This is a genomic window from Streptomyces sp. CB09001, from assembly GCF_003369795.1.
Lineage (GTDB): Bacteria > Actinomycetota > Actinomycetes > Streptomycetales > Streptomycetaceae > Streptomyces.
Genome location: NZ_CP026730.1, coordinates 906,279 through 922,237, shown reverse-complemented (window position 1 = coordinate 922,237; position 15,959 = coordinate 906,279). Strand labels below are relative to the sequence as shown.

The following is a 15,959-nucleotide window of genomic DNA, read 5'->3' as shown; positions in this document are numbered from 1 at the left end:
AAACGCTGAACGAGCAGGCGCAGTACCAGCGGTACCTCAGCCCGCCGTCTCCCCGCCCTTCCGGGTGGGCGAGGCGGCGGGCTTCGCCGTCCGGGCGCCCGCCCCGGCCCGTCGCACGGCCGTCGGGCGCGGCGCCGGCAGCGAGGCCCTAGCCCCGGGCCGGCGCAGGGCCCGCGCCACCGCTTCCCGGCGCCCGAGCCGCGCCCCGTGCCGCACGCACTCCTCGTACCGTTCGTCGCCCAGCTGCTCCCGGGCCGCCGCCTCGCACAACTCGTGCGGCGCGTTGTAGTGCGCCGAGCCGAACAGCGGCAGCCCCACCGACGGCCACATCCGCCCCGCCGCGCCCTGCAGCACCGCCGCCTCCGCCGCGTCGCCCTCCGCCACCGTGACCAGGGCCAGCAGCTCCATCGCCAGCACCGAGCCCAGCTGGTCGCGGAAGCGGTGCGCACTGCCCAGGCAGTCGGCCAGCAGCGCGCGGGCGCGCACCGGCTCACCGTCGCTCCAGGCCGCGTACGCCAGCACGTACAGGGCGTACCCCCGCGCCCAGCGCTCGCCGTGGTCCTCGCACACCTGGCGCACGTCCTCGCACAGGCGCACCGCGTCCGGCAGATCGCCCTGGAACGCCCGGGCCATCGCCAGCTCCACCTGGCCCATCAGCACGTTGCTGTTCAGCTCGCCGATCTCCCGGTAGCGGTGCAGCGCGGAGCGCAGCAGCGTCTCCGCGCGCGACAGGTCGTCCGTCACCAGCGCCAGACAGCCGGTGCGGTGCTCCGCGTACGCCACCGCCGTCGGATTCGCCGAGCGCTCCGCCTCCTCGCGGCACTCCTGGAGCGCCGCCAGCGCGGGCACCGTGTCGCCCTGCAGGATCGCCACGTAGGCGAGCACCCACAGCGCCTTCAGCCGGGACTGCTCGCCCGCCGTCGGCTCCGCGTCCAGCCGCACCGCCTGCTCCAGCCAGTGCCGCCCCTCCGACAGCCGCCCGCAGCCCACCCAGTGGAACCACAGGGCGCCCGCCAGGTACTGGCCCAGGTGGGCGCCGTCCGGCTCGTCCAGGCAGTGCTCCAGGGCACTGCGCAGATTCGGCAGTTCGGCGTCCACCCGTGCGGCCACCTCGCCCTGGCGCGGCGAGAACCACTCCAGTTCGCACCAGGTCGCCAGGCCCACGTACCAGTCCCGGTGCCGTCGCCGCAGCCGGTCCGCGTCCCCCGTCGCCGCCAGCCAGTCGGCGCCGTACGCCCGTACCGTGTCGAGCATCCGGTAGCGCACCCCGGCGGGCGACTCCTCGCGGGTCAGCACGGACTGGGCGAGCAGGGCGGAGAGCACGTCGAGCACGTCGTCGGCCGGCAGCTCGTCTCCGCTGCACACGTACTCGGCGGCCTCCAGGTCGAACGGCCCGGCGAACACCGAAAGGCGTGCCCACAGCAGCCGCTCCGGCGGCGTGCACAGCTCGTGGCTCCAGCCGATCGCCGTGCGCAGCGTCCGGTGCCGGGGCAGCGCGCTGCGGTCCCCGCCCGTCAGCAGCCGGAACCGGTCGTCCAGGCGGCGCAGCACCTGCCCCGGCGACAGCGCGCCCAGGCGCCCCGCCGCCAGCTCGATCGCCAGCGGGATGCCGTCAAGCCGCCGGCACAGCTCGCGCACCTCCCGCTGGTCCGCGTCCGGGTCCGCGTCGTGGCCGCAGGTGACGCTCCGCTGCCCGGCCCGGACCGTCAGCAGCTCCACCGCCTCCTCCGTGCCCAGCGGCGCCAGCGGAACCAGTCGCTCGCCGGCCACGCCCAGCGGTCTGCGCCCCACGGCCAGCACCCTGAGCCCCGGAGCACGGCCCAGCAGCTCGGTCACCAGCGCCGCGCAGGCGTCCACCAGGTGCTCGACCCCGTCCAGGAGCAGCAGCAGCTCCCGCTCGGCCAGATGCGCGAGCAGCGTCTCGCGGGGCAGCCGGGTCGTGTGGTCGGTCAGGCCCAGCGCCTCCACCACCGCGTAGTCGACGAACTCCTCGTCCCGCACCGGCGCCAGCTGCACCCGCCACACCCCGTCCCGGGGCGAGCGGCGCGCGGCCGCCCGCGCGGCCAGCCGGGACTTGCCGACACCGCCGGAACCGGTGACGGTCACCAGCCGTGCGGAGTCCAGCGACCGCGCCAGCTCCGCCAGCTGCGCCCCTCTCCCGACGAAGGTGTCGAGCTCCAGTGGGAGATTGCCGTGCGGGATGCCGTCGCTCCGATGGTCTCGCATGAAACACGGAGCGTACTGAACCGTATTCACTCCGTACAATCGCTTCACCGAACCCGACCGCACCGCGCCGCGCGCGACGGGGAATCCGGTACGGAGCCCCGCGCCCGGCGCGATAGGCTCGCCGCACGACTTTCCCGATGTTCAGGCACGTCTTTCAGGGAGCGGGTGCACACAGTGTCCGGTGGCGAGGTGGCCGGGATCCTGGTGGCCGTCTTCTGGGCGATCCTGGTCTCCTTCCTCGCCGTCGCACTGGCGAGGCTGGCCCAGACGCTCAGGACGACCACCAAACTCGTGGCGGACGTGACCGACCAGGCCGTCCCCCTGCTGGCCGACGCCTCCGCGGCGGTGCGCAGCGCGCAGACCCAGATCGACCGGGTCGACGCGATCGCCTCCGACGTCCAGGAGGTCACCTCGAACGCCTCCGCGCTGTCCACCACCGTGGCCTCCACCTTCGGCGGCCCGCTGGTCAAGGTCGCGGCGTTCGGGTACGGCGTGCGCCGGGCACTCGGCGGTCGCAAGGAGGACATGTCCGCCCCGGCCGCCCAGGCACGGCGCAACGTGATCGTGGGCCGTACGCTCCCGGCCGCGCGGCGGACGAAGCGGAAGAAGGGCTGACCGAGCGATGTTCCGCCGTACGTTCTGGTTCGGCACCGGCGTGGCCGCCGGTGTGTGGGCCACCACCAAGGTCAACCGGAAGCTCAAGCAGCTCACCCCCGACAGCCTCGCCGCCACCGCGGCGAACAAGGCGCTGGACGTGGGCACCCGGGTCAGGGACCGCGCGGTGGGTTTCGCGCTCGACGTCCGCGACAACATGGCCCAGCGAGAGGCCGAACTGGACGACGCGCTGGGCCTGAAGGCCCCCGACCCGGGCTCCCTCAACCAGGAACTCACCGCCCCGCGGCCCCGCCACGCCATCGAGAACAGCAACAGCAGCAACCCGAAGTACGTCGTCGACGACAGGACGACGCACTCGTACAACCGGAATGAGGACCACTGATGGAGTCGGCCGAGATTCGTCGCCGCTGGTTGAGCTTCTTCGAGGAGCGCGGTCACACCGTCGTCCCTTCGGCGTCGCTCATCGCGGACGACCCGACTCTGCTCCTCGTCCCGGCCGGCATGGTGCCCTTCAAGCCCTACTTCCTGGGTGAGGTCAAGCCGCCCTTCGACCGCGCCACCAGCGTCCAGAAGTGCGTGCGCACGCCGGACATCGAAGAGGTCGGCAAGACCACCCGGCACGGCACGTTCTTCCAGATGTGCGGCAACTTCTCCTTCGGCGACTACTTCAAGGAAGGCGCCATCAAGTACGCCTGGGAGCTGCTCACCAGCCCCCAGGACAAGGGCGGTTACGGCCTCGACCCCGAGCGCCTGTGGATCACCGTCTACAAGGACGACGACGAGGCCGAGCGCATCTGGCACGACGTCGTGGGCGTCCCCTCCGAGCGCATCCAGCGCCTCGGCAAGAAGGACAACTACTGGTCCATGGGTGTCCCCGGACCCTGCGGCCCCTGCTCCGAGATCAACTACGACCGCGGCCCCGAGTTCGGCGCCGAGGGCGGCCCCGCCGTCAACGACGAGCGGTACGTGGAGATCTGGAACCTCGTCTTCATGCAGTACGAGCGGGGCGAGGGCATCGGCAAGGAGGAGTTCGAGATCCTCGGCGAGCTGCCGAGCAAGAACATCGACACCGGCCTGGGCCTGGAACGCCTCGCCATGATTCTGCAGGGCGTGCAGAACATGTACGAGATCGACACCTCCATGGCGGTCATCAACAAGGCCACCGAACTGACCGGCGTGGCCTACGGAGACGCCCAGGCCTCGGACGTCTCGCTGCGCGTGGTCACCGACCACATGCGCACCTCCGTGATGCTCATCGGCGACGGCGTCACCCCCGGCAACGAGGGCCGCGGCTACGTGCTGCGCCGCATCATGCGCCGCGCCATCCGCAACATGCGGCTGCTCGGGGCCACCGGTCCGGTCGTCAAGGACCTCATCGACGTCGTGATCGGCATGATGGGGCAGCAGTACCCCGAGCTGGTCACCGACCGCGAGCGGATCGAGAAGGTCGCCCTCGCCGAGGAGAACGCCTTCCTGAAGACGCTGAAGGCCGGCACCAACATCCTCGACACCGCGGTCACCGACACCAAGGCCGCGGGCGGCACCGTCCTCGCCGGTGACAAGGCGTTCCTGCTCCACGACACCTGGGGCTTCCCGATCGACCTCACCCTGGAGATGGCCGCCGAACAGGGGCTGTCCGTGGACGAGGACGGCTTCCGGCGCCTGATGAAGGAGCAGCGGGAGCGCGCCAAGGCGGACGCCCAGGCCAAGAAGACCGGCCACGCCGGTGCCGGTGCCTACCGGGAGATCGCCGACAAGGCCGGCGCCACCGACTTCGTCGGCTACACGGACACCGAGACCGAGTCCACGATCGTCGGCATCCTCGTCGACGGCGCCTCGTCCCCGGCCGCCACCGAGGGCGACGAGGTCGAGATCGTGCTGGACCGCACCCCGTTCTACGCCGAGGGCGGCGGCCAGATCGGCGACACCGGCCGGATCCGGGTCGACACCGGCGCCGTGATCGAGATCCGCGACTGCCAGAAGCCGGTGCCGGGCGTGTACGTCCACAAGGGCGTCGTCCAGGTCGGCGAGGTCACCGTCGGTGCCAAGGCGCAGGCCTCCATCGACGACCGCCGCCGCAAGGCCATCGCCCGTGCCCACTCGGCGACCCACCTCACCCACCAGGCGCTGCGCGACGCCCTCGGCCCGACGGCCGCGCAGGCCGGTTCCGAGAACCAGCCCGGCCGCTTCCGCTTCGACTTCGGCTCGCCGTCCGCCGTGCCGACGGCCGTGATGACCGACGTGGAGCAGAAGATCAACGAGGTGCTCGCCCGCGACCTCGACGTGCGCGCCGACGTCATGGGCATCGACGAGGCCAAGAAGCAGGGCGCCATCGCCGAGTTCGGCGAGAAGTACGGCGAGCGCGTGCGCGTCGTGACCATCGGCGACTTCTCCAAGGAGCTGTGCGGCGGCACCCACGTGCACAACACCGCCCAGCTCGGCCTGGTCAAGCTGCTCGGCGAGTCCTCCATCGGCTCGGGTGTGCGCCGCATCGAGGCCCTGGTCGGCGTGGACGCCTACAGCTTCCTCGCCCGCGAGCACACGGTCGTCGCCCAGCTCCAGGAGCTGATCAAGGGCCGTCCGGAGGAGCTGCCGGAGAAGGTCTCCGCCATGCTCGGCAAGCTCAAGGACGCCGAGAAGGAGATCGAGAAGTTCCGCGCCGAGAAGGTCCTCCAGGCCGCCGGCGGTCTCGCCGACTCCGCCAAGGACGTGCGCGGTGTGGCCCTGGTGACCGGCCAGGTCCCGGACGGCACCACCGCCGACGACCTGCGCAAGCTGGTCCTCGACGTGCGCGGCCGCATCCAGGGCGGCCGGGCTGCCGTCGTGGCTCTGTTCACGACGGTGAACGGCAAGCCCCTCACGGTCATCGCCACCAACGAGGCCGCCCGCGAGCGCGGCCTCAAGGCCGGTGACCTGGTGCGCGCCGCCGCCAAGACCCTCGGCGGCGGCGGTGGCGGCAAGCCGGACGTCGCCCAGGGCGGCGGCCAGAACCCGGCCGCCATCGGTGACGCGGTCGCCGCGGTCGAGCGCCTCGTGGCGGACACCGCCAAGTGAGCACGCCCGAGAGCGACCAGGCGGACGGCCCGGTCATGCGCCGCGGCCGCCGCCTGGCGATCGACGTCGGCGACGCCCGCATCGGGGTCGCGTCCTGCGACCCCGACGGCATCCTCGCCACCCCGGTGGAGACCGTTCCCGGCCGCGACGTGCCGGCGGCGCACCGGCGCCTGAGGCAGCTGATCGCGGAGTACGAGCCGATCGAGGTCGTCGTCGGCCTCCCCCGCTCCCTCAAGGGGGGCGAGGGCCCGGCCGCGGCCAAGGTCAGGCGCTTCACCCAGGAGCTGGCCAAGGGCATCGCGCCCGTCCCGGTCCGGCTGGTGGACGAACGCATGACGACGGTCACCGCCAGCCAGGGGCTGCGCGCCTCCGGAGTGAAGTCCAAGAAGGGCCGGTCCGTCATCGACCAGGCCGCCGCCGTGATCATCCTCCAGCAGGCCCTGGAATCCGAACGGGTGTCAGGCAGGCCACCCGGCGAGGGCGTCGAAGTGGTCATCTGATCGCGGTACGGTAACGTTCCGCGCGATGCGGAGGCATTCGAACAGCCACCGCACAGCAAGAGGCGGAACGGAAGCGGGCTCTTCGGCAAGGGCCCCGGTCCCCGTCGCCTCGCGGCTCTAGGGGATCGATGACTGAGTATGGCCGGGGCCCAGGCTCCGAACCGTGGCATCCGGAGGACCCGTTGTACGGGGACGGCGGATGGGGCGGACAGCAGGCCCAGGCGGGTCAGCAGTCCCCCTACGGCGGCCAGCCGCAGCAGTATCCGGAGCAGCAGGCGCAGCAGGGTTACGGCGACTGGAGCAATGGCGGCCAGTCGTCGTACGGCGGCGGACAGCCCCAGTACGACCAGTACGCCCACCAGCAGCCCGAACAGCAGTACGACCCGTACGGACAGCAGCAGTACGACCAGCACCAGTACGGTCAGCAGCAGTACGACCAGCAGTACGCGCCCCAGGCCCAGCCGCAGCAGGGCTACGGCAACGACGGCTGGAGCGGCGGCGCACACCCCCAGGCGCACTACCCGGCCGACCCGTCCGACCCCTACGGACAGCAGGCCGGCGGCTACGGCGCCGAGCAGCCCGACTTCTACGGCACCCCCGAGGCGTACCCGCCGCCGGAGCCGCCCACCCGAAGGCGCGCCGAGCCCGAGCCGCAGCGCACCGACTGGGACCCCGGACCGGACGAGGGGGAGCACGCCTTCTTCGCCGGCGGGGACGCGGACGAGGACGACGACGCGCCGGGCGACGGCCGCGACAGCCGGGAGGACCGCAGAACCAGGGGCGGCGGCAAGCCCAAGAAGCGCCGCAGCGGATGTGCCTGCCTGGTGGTCTGCCTGGTGCTCGGCGGCGGCGTGGCGGGCATCGGATATTTCGGTTACCAGTTTTACCAGGATCGTTTCGGCGCGGCCCCGGACTTCGCGGGCGGCGGCAACGGCGAGCAGGTGACCGTCACCATCCCCAAGGGCGCGGGCGGTTCCACGATCGGCCAGGAACTCAAGCGGCAGGGCGTGGTGAAGAGCGTCGACGCCTTCATCGCCGCCCAGCAGAGCAACCCCCGCGGCAAGAGCATCCAGGACGGCGTGTACACGCTGCAGAAGGAGATGTCGGCCGAGAGCGCCGTCGAACTCCTGCTCAGCCCGAAGAGCCGCAGCAACCTGATCATCGCCGAGGGCAAGCGCAACGCCGACGTCTACAAGCTCATCGACAAACGCCTCGAAGTGAAGGACGGCACCACCGCCAAGGTCGCCAAGTCCGAGTACAAGAGTCTCGGCCTGCCGGACTGGGCGCTGAACCACAAGGACGTCAAGGATCCCCTGGAGGGCTTCCTCTACCCGTCCAGCTACTCGGCGGCCAAGGGACAGAAGCCCGAGGACGTGCTCAAGCAGATGGTGGCACGGGCCGGCGAGCAGTACGAGAAGATCGGCCTGGAACAGAAGGCGGAGGGCCTCGGTCTGGAGGGCCCGTGGGAGCTGCTCACCGTGGCGAGCCTCCTGCAGGCCGAGGGCAAGACGCATGACGACTTCCGCAAGATGTCCGAGGTCATCTACAACCGGCTCAAGGAGTCCAACACCGAGACGAACCAGAAGCTCCAGTTCGACTCGACCTTCAACTACCTCATGCGCCAGAGCAAGATCCACATCAGCGAGTCCGAGATCAACACCAACCCGGACCCGTACAACACCTACTACCACCGGGGCCTGCCGCCCGGACCCATCGGCAACCCCGGCGAAGAGGCCCTGCAAGCGGCGCTCAACCCCACCGAGGACGGCTGGATCTACTTCGTGGCCACCGACGGCGTGAAGAAGACCGAGTTCGCCAAGACCCACGACGAGTTCCTGAGGCTGAAGGACAAGTTCGATGCCAGCTCCGGCAACTGACCGGCGCCGGGCCGCCGTACTCGGCTCGCCGATCGCCCACTCCCTCTCCCCGGTGCTGCACCGCGCCGCCTACGCGGAGCTGGGCCTCGCGGACTGGACGTACGACCGCTTCGACGTGGACGAGACGGCCCTGCCGGGCTTCTTCGAGGGGCTCGGACCAGAGTGGGCGGGACTGTCGCTGACCATGCCGCTCAAGCGGGCGGTGATCCCGCTGCTCGACTCGGTCAGCGAGACGGCGGCCTCCGTGGACGCGGTGAACACCGTCGTCCTCACCGCGGACGGCCGCCGGACCGGCGACAACACCGACATCCCCGGCATCGTCGCCGCCCTGCGCGAGCACGGCGTCGAGAAGGTCGAGTCCGCCGCGATCCTCGGCGCGGGCGCCACCGCGTCCTCCGCGCTCGCCGCGCTGGCCCGGATCTGCACCGGCGAGATCGCCGTCTACGTGCGCAGCGCGGCGCGCGCCGCCGAGATGCGGGGCTGGGCTCAGCGGCTCGGCGTCGACGTACGCCTCGCCGACTGGGCGGACGCCGCGGAGGCGCTGCGCGCGCCGCTGGTCGTGGCCACCACCCCGGCCGGTGCCACCGACGCGCTCGCGGCCGCCGTCCCCGAGAGGCCCACCACGCTCTTCGACGTGCTCTACGACCCCTGGCCCACCGCGCTCGCCGCCCGCTGGTCGGCGCACGGCGGTGCCGTCGTCAGCGGCCTGGACCTGCTGCTCCACCAGGCCGTGCTCCAGGTGGAGCAGATGACGGGGCGGACGCCCGCACCGCTGGCCGCGATGCGAAAAGCGGGGGAGCACGCGCTCGCGGATCGCTAGGATCCCGTCCGGTTCCGCAGGGGGCGGAACGGGAGGGGAAGACGATCCATGTACACAGGCGTGCCGTTGGCCTCCGCCAAGTCCGAGATATTCGAGGCCGTCCTTGGCTTCCTGCCCGACTGGGTGCAGATCACGGTGCTCGCCCTGATCGTGCTCGCCGTCGTCGCGAGCTGGGTGGTCAAGGCGAAGCGCGGGATCGCCCGGCGGCGCGCGAGGAGCGCGGGCCGGGCCCTGCCCGGGACGGAGCCGTACGACCAGGGCAGCGGGGCCGACTTCCTCGGCCCGTACGCTCCGCCGCGGCGGCAGGAGAGCGGCGCCGACTTCCTCGGTTCCTACGCTCCGCCTCGGCAGCAGGGCAACCGTCCCGACTGACGTCGCCCGGGGCCGTCCGCCCGTCCGTCCGGGCGTCCGTCAGATGGACCGGCGACCGGGTCCGACGACCGGACGTGGGAGGATCAAAGGCGGCGGACCGGGGCCGCGCACCCGGTCGGACCGTCGCGTACGCGAAGAAGGCGCGTACGCGGGGCATACCGGGGCGCGAGTACTGAGGAGCACCGTTGAGCAGGTTGCGCTGGCTGACCGCGGGGGAGTCCCACGGTCCCGCACTCGTCGCGACGCTGGAGGGGCTGCCCGCCGGTGTGCCGATCACCACGGAGATGGTGGCGGACCACCTGGCCAGGCGGCGGCTCGGTTACGGCCGCGGTGCGCGGATGAAGTTCGAGCGCGACGAGGTGACCTTCCTCGGCGGCGTCCGGCACGGGCTGACCATGGGTTCCCCGGTCGCCGTGATGGTCGGCAACACCGAGTGGCCCAAGTGGGAGCAGGTCATGGCGGCCGACCCGGTGGACCCGGAGGTGCTGGCCGGCCTCGCGCGCAACGCCCCGCTGACCAGGCCGCGCCCCGGCCACGCGGACCTCGCCGGGATGCAGAAATACGGTTTCGACGAGGCCCGGCCGATCCTCGAGCGCGCCTCGGCCCGCGAGACGGCGGCCCGCGTCGCCCTGGGCGCCGTGGCCCGGTCGTACCTGAAGGAGACCGCCGGCGTCGAGATCGTCAGCCATGTCGTCGAGCTGGCCTCGGCGAAGGCGCCGCGCGGCGTGTACCCGACGCCGGCCGACGTCGAGAGGCTGGACGCCGACCCCGTGCGCTGTCTGGACGCGGACGCGTCGAAGGCGATGGTCGCCGAGATCGACCAGGCCCACAAGGACGGCGACACCCTCGGCGGCGTCGTGGAGGTCCTCGCCTACGGTGTGCCGGTGGGCCTCGGCTCGCACGTCCACTGGGACCGCAAGCTCGACGCGCGGCTCGCGGGCGCCCTGATGGGCATCCAGGCGATCAAGGGCGTCGAGGTCGGTGACGGGTTCGAGCTGGCCCGGGTGCCCGGTTCCCAGGCGCACGACGAGATCGTGGGCACGCCCGACGGCATCCGCCGGGTCTCGGGCCGTTCCGGCGGTACCGAGGGCGGGCTCACCACCGGCGAGCTGCTGCGGGTGCGTGCGGCGATGAAGCCGATCGCGACGGTGCCGCGCGCCCTGAAGACCGTGGACGTGGCCACCGGCGAGGCCGCGCAGGCGCACCACCAGCGCTCCGACGTGTCCGCGGTGCCGGCCGCCGGGATCGTCGCGGAGGCGATGGTGGCGCTGGTCCTGGCGGACGCGGTGGCGGAGAAGTTCGGCGGCGACAGCGTGGCCGAGACCCGCCGTAACGTGCGCTCCTACCTCGACCACCTGGCCATCCGATGAGCGGGGGCCCGCTGGTCGTCCTCGTCGGCCCGATGGGCGTCGGCAAGTCCACCGTCGGACAGCTGCTGGCCGAGCGGCTCGGCGTCCTCTTCCGGGACACCGACGAGGACATCGTCACCGTGCAGGGACGGAGCATCGCCGAGATCTTCGTGGACGAGGGCGAACCGGTCTTCCGCGAGCTGGAGAAGGAGGCCGTGCGGACCGCGCTCGGCGAGCACGACGGCGTCCTCGGCCTCGGCGGCGGCGCGGTCCTCGACGCGGACACGCGCGCGCTGCTCGCCGGGCACCGGGTGGTCTACCTCTCGATGGACGTCGAGGAGGCGGTGCGGCGCACCGGCCTGAACGTGGCGCGCCCGCTGCTGACGGTCAACCCGCGCAAGCAGTGGCGCGAGCTGATGGAGGCCCGCCGGCACCTCTACGAGGAGGTCGCCACGGCCGTGGTGGCCACCGACGGCCGCACGCCGGAAGAAGTCACCCAAGCCGCCCTGGAAGCAGCGGAGTTGAAGACTGAATCTCCTGGGGGACAACCCCCGGACCCCGGGCCGGAGGACGCTGTGGTGAACGACGTGACAAGGATCGAGATCGGCGGCACCGCGGGGTCCGAGCCCTACGAGGTCCTGGTGGGCCGTCAGCTCCTGGGCGAGCTGGGCGCTCTGATCGGGGCGAAGGCGAAGCGGGTCGCGGTGATCCACCCCGAGGCGCTCGCCGAGACCGGTGACGCGCTGCGCGCCGACCTCGCCGGGCAGGGCTACGAGGCGATCGCGATCCAGGTGCCCAACGCCGAGGAGGCCAAGACCGCCGAGGTCGCCGCGTACTGCTGGAAGGCGCTGGGCCAGTCCGGCTTCACGCGTACCGACGTCGTCGTCGGGGTCGGCGGCGGTGCCAGCACCGACCTGGCCGGGTTCGTGGCCGCGACCTGGCTGCGCGGAGTGCGCTGGATCGCCGTCCCCACCACCGTACTGGCCATGGTGGACGCGGCCGTCGGCGGCAAGACCGGCATCAACACGGCCGAGGGCAAGAACCTGGTGGGCTCCTTCCACCCGCCGGCGGGTGTCCTGTGCGACCTGGCCGCCCTGGACTCGCTGCCGGTCAACGACTACGTCTCCGGACTGGCCGAGGTGATCAAGGCCGGTTTCATCGCCGACCCGTCGATCCTGGACCTGATCGAGTCCGACCCGCAGGCCGCGCGGACGCCGGCCGGTCCGCACACCGCCGAGCTGATCGTGCGCTCCATCAGGGTCAAGGCCGAGGTCGTCTCGTCCGACCTGAAGGAGGCGGGCCTGAGGGAGATCCTGAACTACGGCCACACCCTCGGCCACGCCATCGAGAAGAACGAGCGCTACAAGTGGCGCCACGGCGCCGCCGTATCGGTCGGCATGCACTTCGCCGCCGAACTGGGCCGCCTGGCCGGGCGGCTGGACGACGCCACCGCCGACCGCCACCGCAGCATCCTCGAAGCGGTCGGCCTGCCGCTGCACTACCGCTACGACCAGTGGCCCAAGCTGGTCGAGAACATGAAGGTCGACAAGAAGTCCCGCGGTGACCTGCTGCGGTTCATCGTCCTGGACGGTCTCGCCAGGCCCACCGTGCTGGAGGGCCCCGACCCCGCCGTCCTCCTCGCCGCCTACGGCGAGGTGGGCGAGTAGTACCCCGGTGCGCCGTTCCGCCCGATTCGCCGCGCGGGACGGGCACTTCGGGCCGCTCCCGGCCGTTCACCAAACGACGGCCGGGGGCGGTACCGTTCGGTAGCAAGACGACGGGCCCCCTTCCCGTCGTCAGCGCCCATCGCCTGTACGAGACGGAGTGGCACCGGATGCAGCACCCCGTGGGTTCTCCGCTGCCGCCGCCCCATCAGCCGGGGCACGGACCGGTCCTCGGCTGGTCCCCGGCCGCACACCACCCCGGCCCGCCCCAGGGCCCTGCCCCCGTGCCCCCTCCGGCGCCTGGGTACCCCGTGGCACCGCGGCAGGCCCCCGCCCCGCACCCGGGTCCCGGCCCGGCCCCGCACCAGCCGGCTCCCGCCCCGCCCGCGCCAGACACCACCGGCCACGTGCCGCTGCCGCCCGGCGGTCCGGTGGCCGTGCCCAGGGTGCCCCCCGCCACGGCCGCCGCCCCCGACCCCACCACGACCACTCTCGCGGTGCTGCTCATCGGCCCGGCGGGCGCGGGCAAGACCAGCGTGGCCAAGTACTGGGCGGACCACCGCCGGGTTCCCACCGCGCACATCAGCCTCGACGACGTGCGCGAATGGGTCCGCTCCGGCTTCGCCGACCCCCAGACCGGGTGGAACGAGCACTCGGAGGCGCAGTACCGCCTCGCCCGCCGCACCTGCGGCTTCTCCGCGCGCAACTTCCTCGCCAACGGCATCTCCTGCATCCTCGACGACGCGGTCTTCCCGGACCGCCCGGTCGTCGGCCTCGGCGGGTGGAAACGGCACGTCGGCCCCGGTCTGCTCCCGGTCGTCCTCCTGCCGGGCCTGGACATCGTCCTGGAGCGCAATGCCGAACGCAGCGGCAACCGGCGCCTCACCGACGAGGAGGTCGCCCGTATCCACGGCCGCATGGCCGGCTGGTACGGCTCCGGCCTCCCCATCATCGACAACTCCCAGCTCGACATCCCGGAAACCGCCCACCTCCTCGACGAGGTCCTCTCCCGCTCGATAGCCAGCCCTCCGAACTGGTAGGCGCCGGGGAGGAGAGCGCCCCGAAGGGGCGCGGGACTGTATCGACATGCGGCTCTGCCGCGGGGGCGCGACAAGCCCCCACCGGCCTGTCAGGCGCCATACGACAAGAAGACCCACCCCAGTTGGCGCACCCCGCGTCCCCGGGCCCCGCCCACTCGGCCCACCCGAGCGGCACACCAACCGGCGGAGCCATACGCTCGGCTCATGTCAGAGGTCTACGCGGCCCGCCGGACGCGCCTACGGGAACGCTGCAACGCGGGCGGCAGCGCGGCGGCGCTCGTCTCCCGGCCCGCCAACGTGCGCTATCTCGCGGGCCCCGCCCCGCACGGCGCCGTGCTGCTCCTCGGCAGGACCGAGGACCTGCTGGTCTGCTCGGGCCCGCCGGACGACCGGCCGACGCAGGGCCGCCCCGACGAGTCGCTGCCGGTGCGCGCACTGCCCGGCCCCGGCGGCGATCCTGCCGTCGCGGCCACCGACCTCGCCGCGGACCAGGGCGCCGACTCCCTCGCCACGGAGGACCACCACCTCACCGTGGTCCGGCACCGCGCCATGCGCTCCGTCGCGCCGGCGCTGCGCCTGACCGACCTCGGACAGGCCGTCGAGCAGCTGAGGGTGGTCAAGGACGAGGAGGAGATCTCCTGCCTGCGCATCGGCGCCGAGATCGCCGACCAGGCGCTCGGCGAGCTCCTGGAGTCCATCCTGGTCGGCCGCACCGAGCGGCACCTCGCCCTGGAGCTGGAACGCCGCCTCGTCGACCACGGCGCCGACGGCCCCGCCTTCCCCACCTCCGTCGGCACCGGACCCAACTCGGGGCGCCGCGGTCACCGGCCCACCGACCGGCGGGTCGAGGAGGGGGACTTCCTCTCCGTGTGCCTGGGCGCGACGTACCGCGGCTACCGTTGCGAGATCGGCCGCACGTTCGTCATCGGCACCTCGCCGGCCGACTGGCAGATCGAGTTGTACGACCTCGTCTTCTCGGCCCAGCGCGCCGGACGGGAGGCCCTCGCACCCGGCGCGGCCTGCCGCGACGTGGACCGTGCCGCCCGCCAGCCACTGGACTCCGCGGGGTACGCGGAGCACCTTCCGGCACTCACCGGGCACGGTGTCGGACTCGAAATCGACGAGGACCCTCAGTTGGCCCCCGCGGCCATGGGTAAACTGGACGCTTGTGTGCCGGTCACCGTCGAACCGGGGGTTCACCTCCCGGGCCGGGGCGGGGTCCGGATCGATGACACGCTCGTCGTGCGCCCCGAGGCGGACGGCGGACCCGAGCTACTCACCATCACGACCAAGGAGCTGCTCGCGCTCTAGCCTCGCGCTGTGCGTACGCTCCCGGGTCGTCCACGTCAGTCCAGTCCAGGAGATTCCGCAACCGTGGCTTCCACGAACGACCTCAAGAACGGCCTGGTGCTCAAGCTCGAAGGCGGCCAGCTCTGGTCCGTCGTCGAGTTCCAGCACGTCAAGCCCGGCAAGGGCCCGGCCTTCGTGCGCACCAAGCTCAAGAACGTGCTTTCCGGCAAGGTGGTCGACAAGACCTTCAACGCCGGCGTCAAGGTCGAGACGGCCACTGTCGACAAGCGTGACATGCAGTTCTCGTACATGGACGGCGACTACTTCGTCTTCATGGACATGGAGACGTACGACCAGCTGATGATCGACCGCAAGGTCGTCGGCGACGCCGCCAACTTCCTCGTCGAGGGCTTCGAGGCCACCGTCGCGCAGCACGAGGGCGAGGTGCTCTTCGTCGAGCTGCCTGCCGCCGTCGAGCTGACCATCCAGGAGACCGAGCCGGGCGTCCAGGGCGACCGCTCCACCGGCGGCACCAAGCCGGCCACCCTGGAGACCGGTCACCAGATCAACGTCCCGCTCTTCATCACCACCGGTGAGAAGATCAAGGTCGACACCCGTACGAGCGACTACCTCGGCCGGGTGAACAGCTAACCGTGGCTGCTCGCAACACGGCCCGCAAGCGCGCCTTCCAGATCCTCTTCGAGGGCGATCAGCGCGGCGCCGACGTCCTGACGGTGCTCGCCGACTGGGTCCGGCACTCCCGGTCCGACACCCGGCAGCCGCCGGTGAGCGAGTACACGATGGAGCTGGTCGAGGGCTACGCCGGGCGCGCGCAGCGCATCGACGAGCTGATTGCCCAGTACTCGGTGGACTGGACGCTCGACCGGATGCCCGTCGTCGACCGCAACATCCTGCGCCTGGGCGCGTACGAGCTGCTGTGGGTCGACGCGACCCCGGACGCCGTCGTCCTGGACGAGATGGTCCAGCTGGCGAAGGAGTTCTCCACCGACGAGTCGCCCGCGTTCATCAACGGGCTGCTGGGCCGGCTGAAGGACCTGAAGCCGTCGCTGCGCCGGGAGTAGCTCCACGAGCCGTGCCCGCGCCGCACACACGCAAGAAGCCGCCGGGGTGGCCGGAACCGTACGAACGGTT

General features: G+C 72.0%; 14 protein-coding genes. 13 read left to right on the top strand and 1 reads right to left on the bottom strand.

From position 1 onward, the window contains the following. Window positions 1-36: 36 nt before the first annotated feature. The gene (locus C4J65_RS04255; protein ID WP_162833009.1) at window positions 37-2,226 is read right to left on the bottom strand and encodes a regulator; all 2,190 of its coding nucleotides are present in this window, start codon (window positions 2,224-2,226) and stop codon (window positions 37-39) included. 165 nt (window positions 2,227-2,391) lie between these two features. Here C4J65_RS04255 and C4J65_RS04250 point away from each other — a divergent pair, with 165 nt between their 5' ends. The 13 genes from C4J65_RS04250 (at window position 2,392) to nusB (ending at window position 15,889) form a co-directional block, all read left to right on the top strand. Next, window positions 2,392-2,841 (top strand): DUF948 domain-containing protein, encoded by a 450-nt coding sequence (locus C4J65_RS04250; protein ID WP_115741165.1) that lies wholly within the window; start codon window positions 2,392-2,394, stop codon window positions 2,839-2,841. Between the two features lie 7 nt (window positions 2,842-2,848). Then, window positions 2,849-3,223, top strand: a complete 375-nt coding sequence (locus tag C4J65_RS04245; RefSeq protein ID WP_115741164.1) for a hypothetical protein — start codon at window positions 2,849-2,851, stop codon at window positions 3,221-3,223. After that, window positions 3,223-5,895 carry an alanine--tRNA ligase gene (gene alaS / locus C4J65_RS04240; RefSeq protein ID WP_115741163.1) on the top strand — a complete coding sequence of 891 codons (2,673 nt, stop codon included), beginning with the start codon at window positions 3,223-3,225 and terminating at the stop codon, window positions 5,893-5,895. Before C4J65_RS04245 ends, alaS begins: the two co-directional genes overlap by 1 nt. Window positions 5,896-5,930: 35 nt before the next feature. After that, on the top strand, window positions 5,931-6,395 hold the full coding sequence (ruvX, locus tag C4J65_RS04235; RefSeq protein WP_240330618.1) for a Holliday junction resolvase RuvX: 465 nt from the start codon (window positions 5,931-5,933) through the stop codon (window positions 6,393-6,395). Between the two features lie 128 nt (window positions 6,396-6,523). Then, window positions 6,524-8,272, top strand: a complete 1,749-nt coding sequence (gene mltG, locus C4J65_RS04225) for an endolytic transglycosylase MltG (protein ID WP_115741161.1) — start codon at window positions 6,524-6,526, stop codon at window positions 8,270-8,272. Further along, entirely contained in the window at window positions 8,253-9,092 is an 840-nt protein-coding gene (locus C4J65_RS04220; protein WP_115741160.1) for a shikimate dehydrogenase, read from the top strand. The genes mltG and C4J65_RS04220 overlap by 20 nt, the downstream gene beginning before the upstream one ends. A gap of 48 nt (window positions 9,093-9,140) precedes the next feature. Then, the gene (locus tag C4J65_RS04215) at window positions 9,141-9,464 is read left to right on the top strand and encodes a hypothetical protein (protein WP_115741159.1); all 324 of its coding nucleotides are present in this window, start codon (window positions 9,141-9,143) and stop codon (window positions 9,462-9,464) included. Between the two features lie 185 nt (window positions 9,465-9,649). Continuing rightward, window positions 9,650-10,834, top strand: coding sequence for a chorismate synthase (gene aroC, locus C4J65_RS04210; RefSeq protein ID WP_115741158.1), 1,185 nt, complete (start codon window positions 9,650-9,652; stop codon window positions 10,832-10,834). Then, window positions 10,831-12,480, top strand: coding sequence for a 3-dehydroquinate synthase (aroB, locus tag C4J65_RS04205; RefSeq protein WP_115741157.1), 1,650 nt, complete (start codon window positions 10,831-10,833; stop codon window positions 12,478-12,480). Before aroC ends, aroB begins: the two co-directional genes overlap by 4 nt. A gap of 167 nt (window positions 12,481-12,647) precedes the next feature. Then, window positions 12,648-13,517: a Pro-rich N-terminal domain-containing protein gene (locus C4J65_RS04200; RefSeq protein ID WP_115741156.1), complete on the top strand. Its 870-nt coding sequence runs from the start codon at window positions 12,648-12,650 to the stop codon at window positions 13,515-13,517. A gap of 204 nt (window positions 13,518-13,721) precedes the next feature. After that, window positions 13,722-14,828 (top strand): aminopeptidase P family protein, encoded by a 1,107-nt coding sequence (locus tag C4J65_RS04195; protein ID WP_115741155.1) that lies wholly within the window; start codon window positions 13,722-13,724, stop codon window positions 14,826-14,828. A gap of 63 nt (window positions 14,829-14,891) precedes the next feature. Further along, window positions 14,892-15,458: an elongation factor P gene (gene efp / locus C4J65_RS04190; protein WP_003977335.1), complete on the top strand. Its 567-nt coding sequence runs from the start codon at window positions 14,892-14,894 to the stop codon at window positions 15,456-15,458. 2 nt (window positions 15,459-15,460) lie between these two features. Further along, on the top strand, window positions 15,461-15,889 hold the full coding sequence (gene nusB, locus C4J65_RS04185; RefSeq protein WP_115741154.1) for a transcription antitermination factor NusB: 429 nt from the start codon (window positions 15,461-15,463) through the stop codon (window positions 15,887-15,889). The last annotated feature ends 70 nt before the right edge of the window (window positions 15,890-15,959 follow it).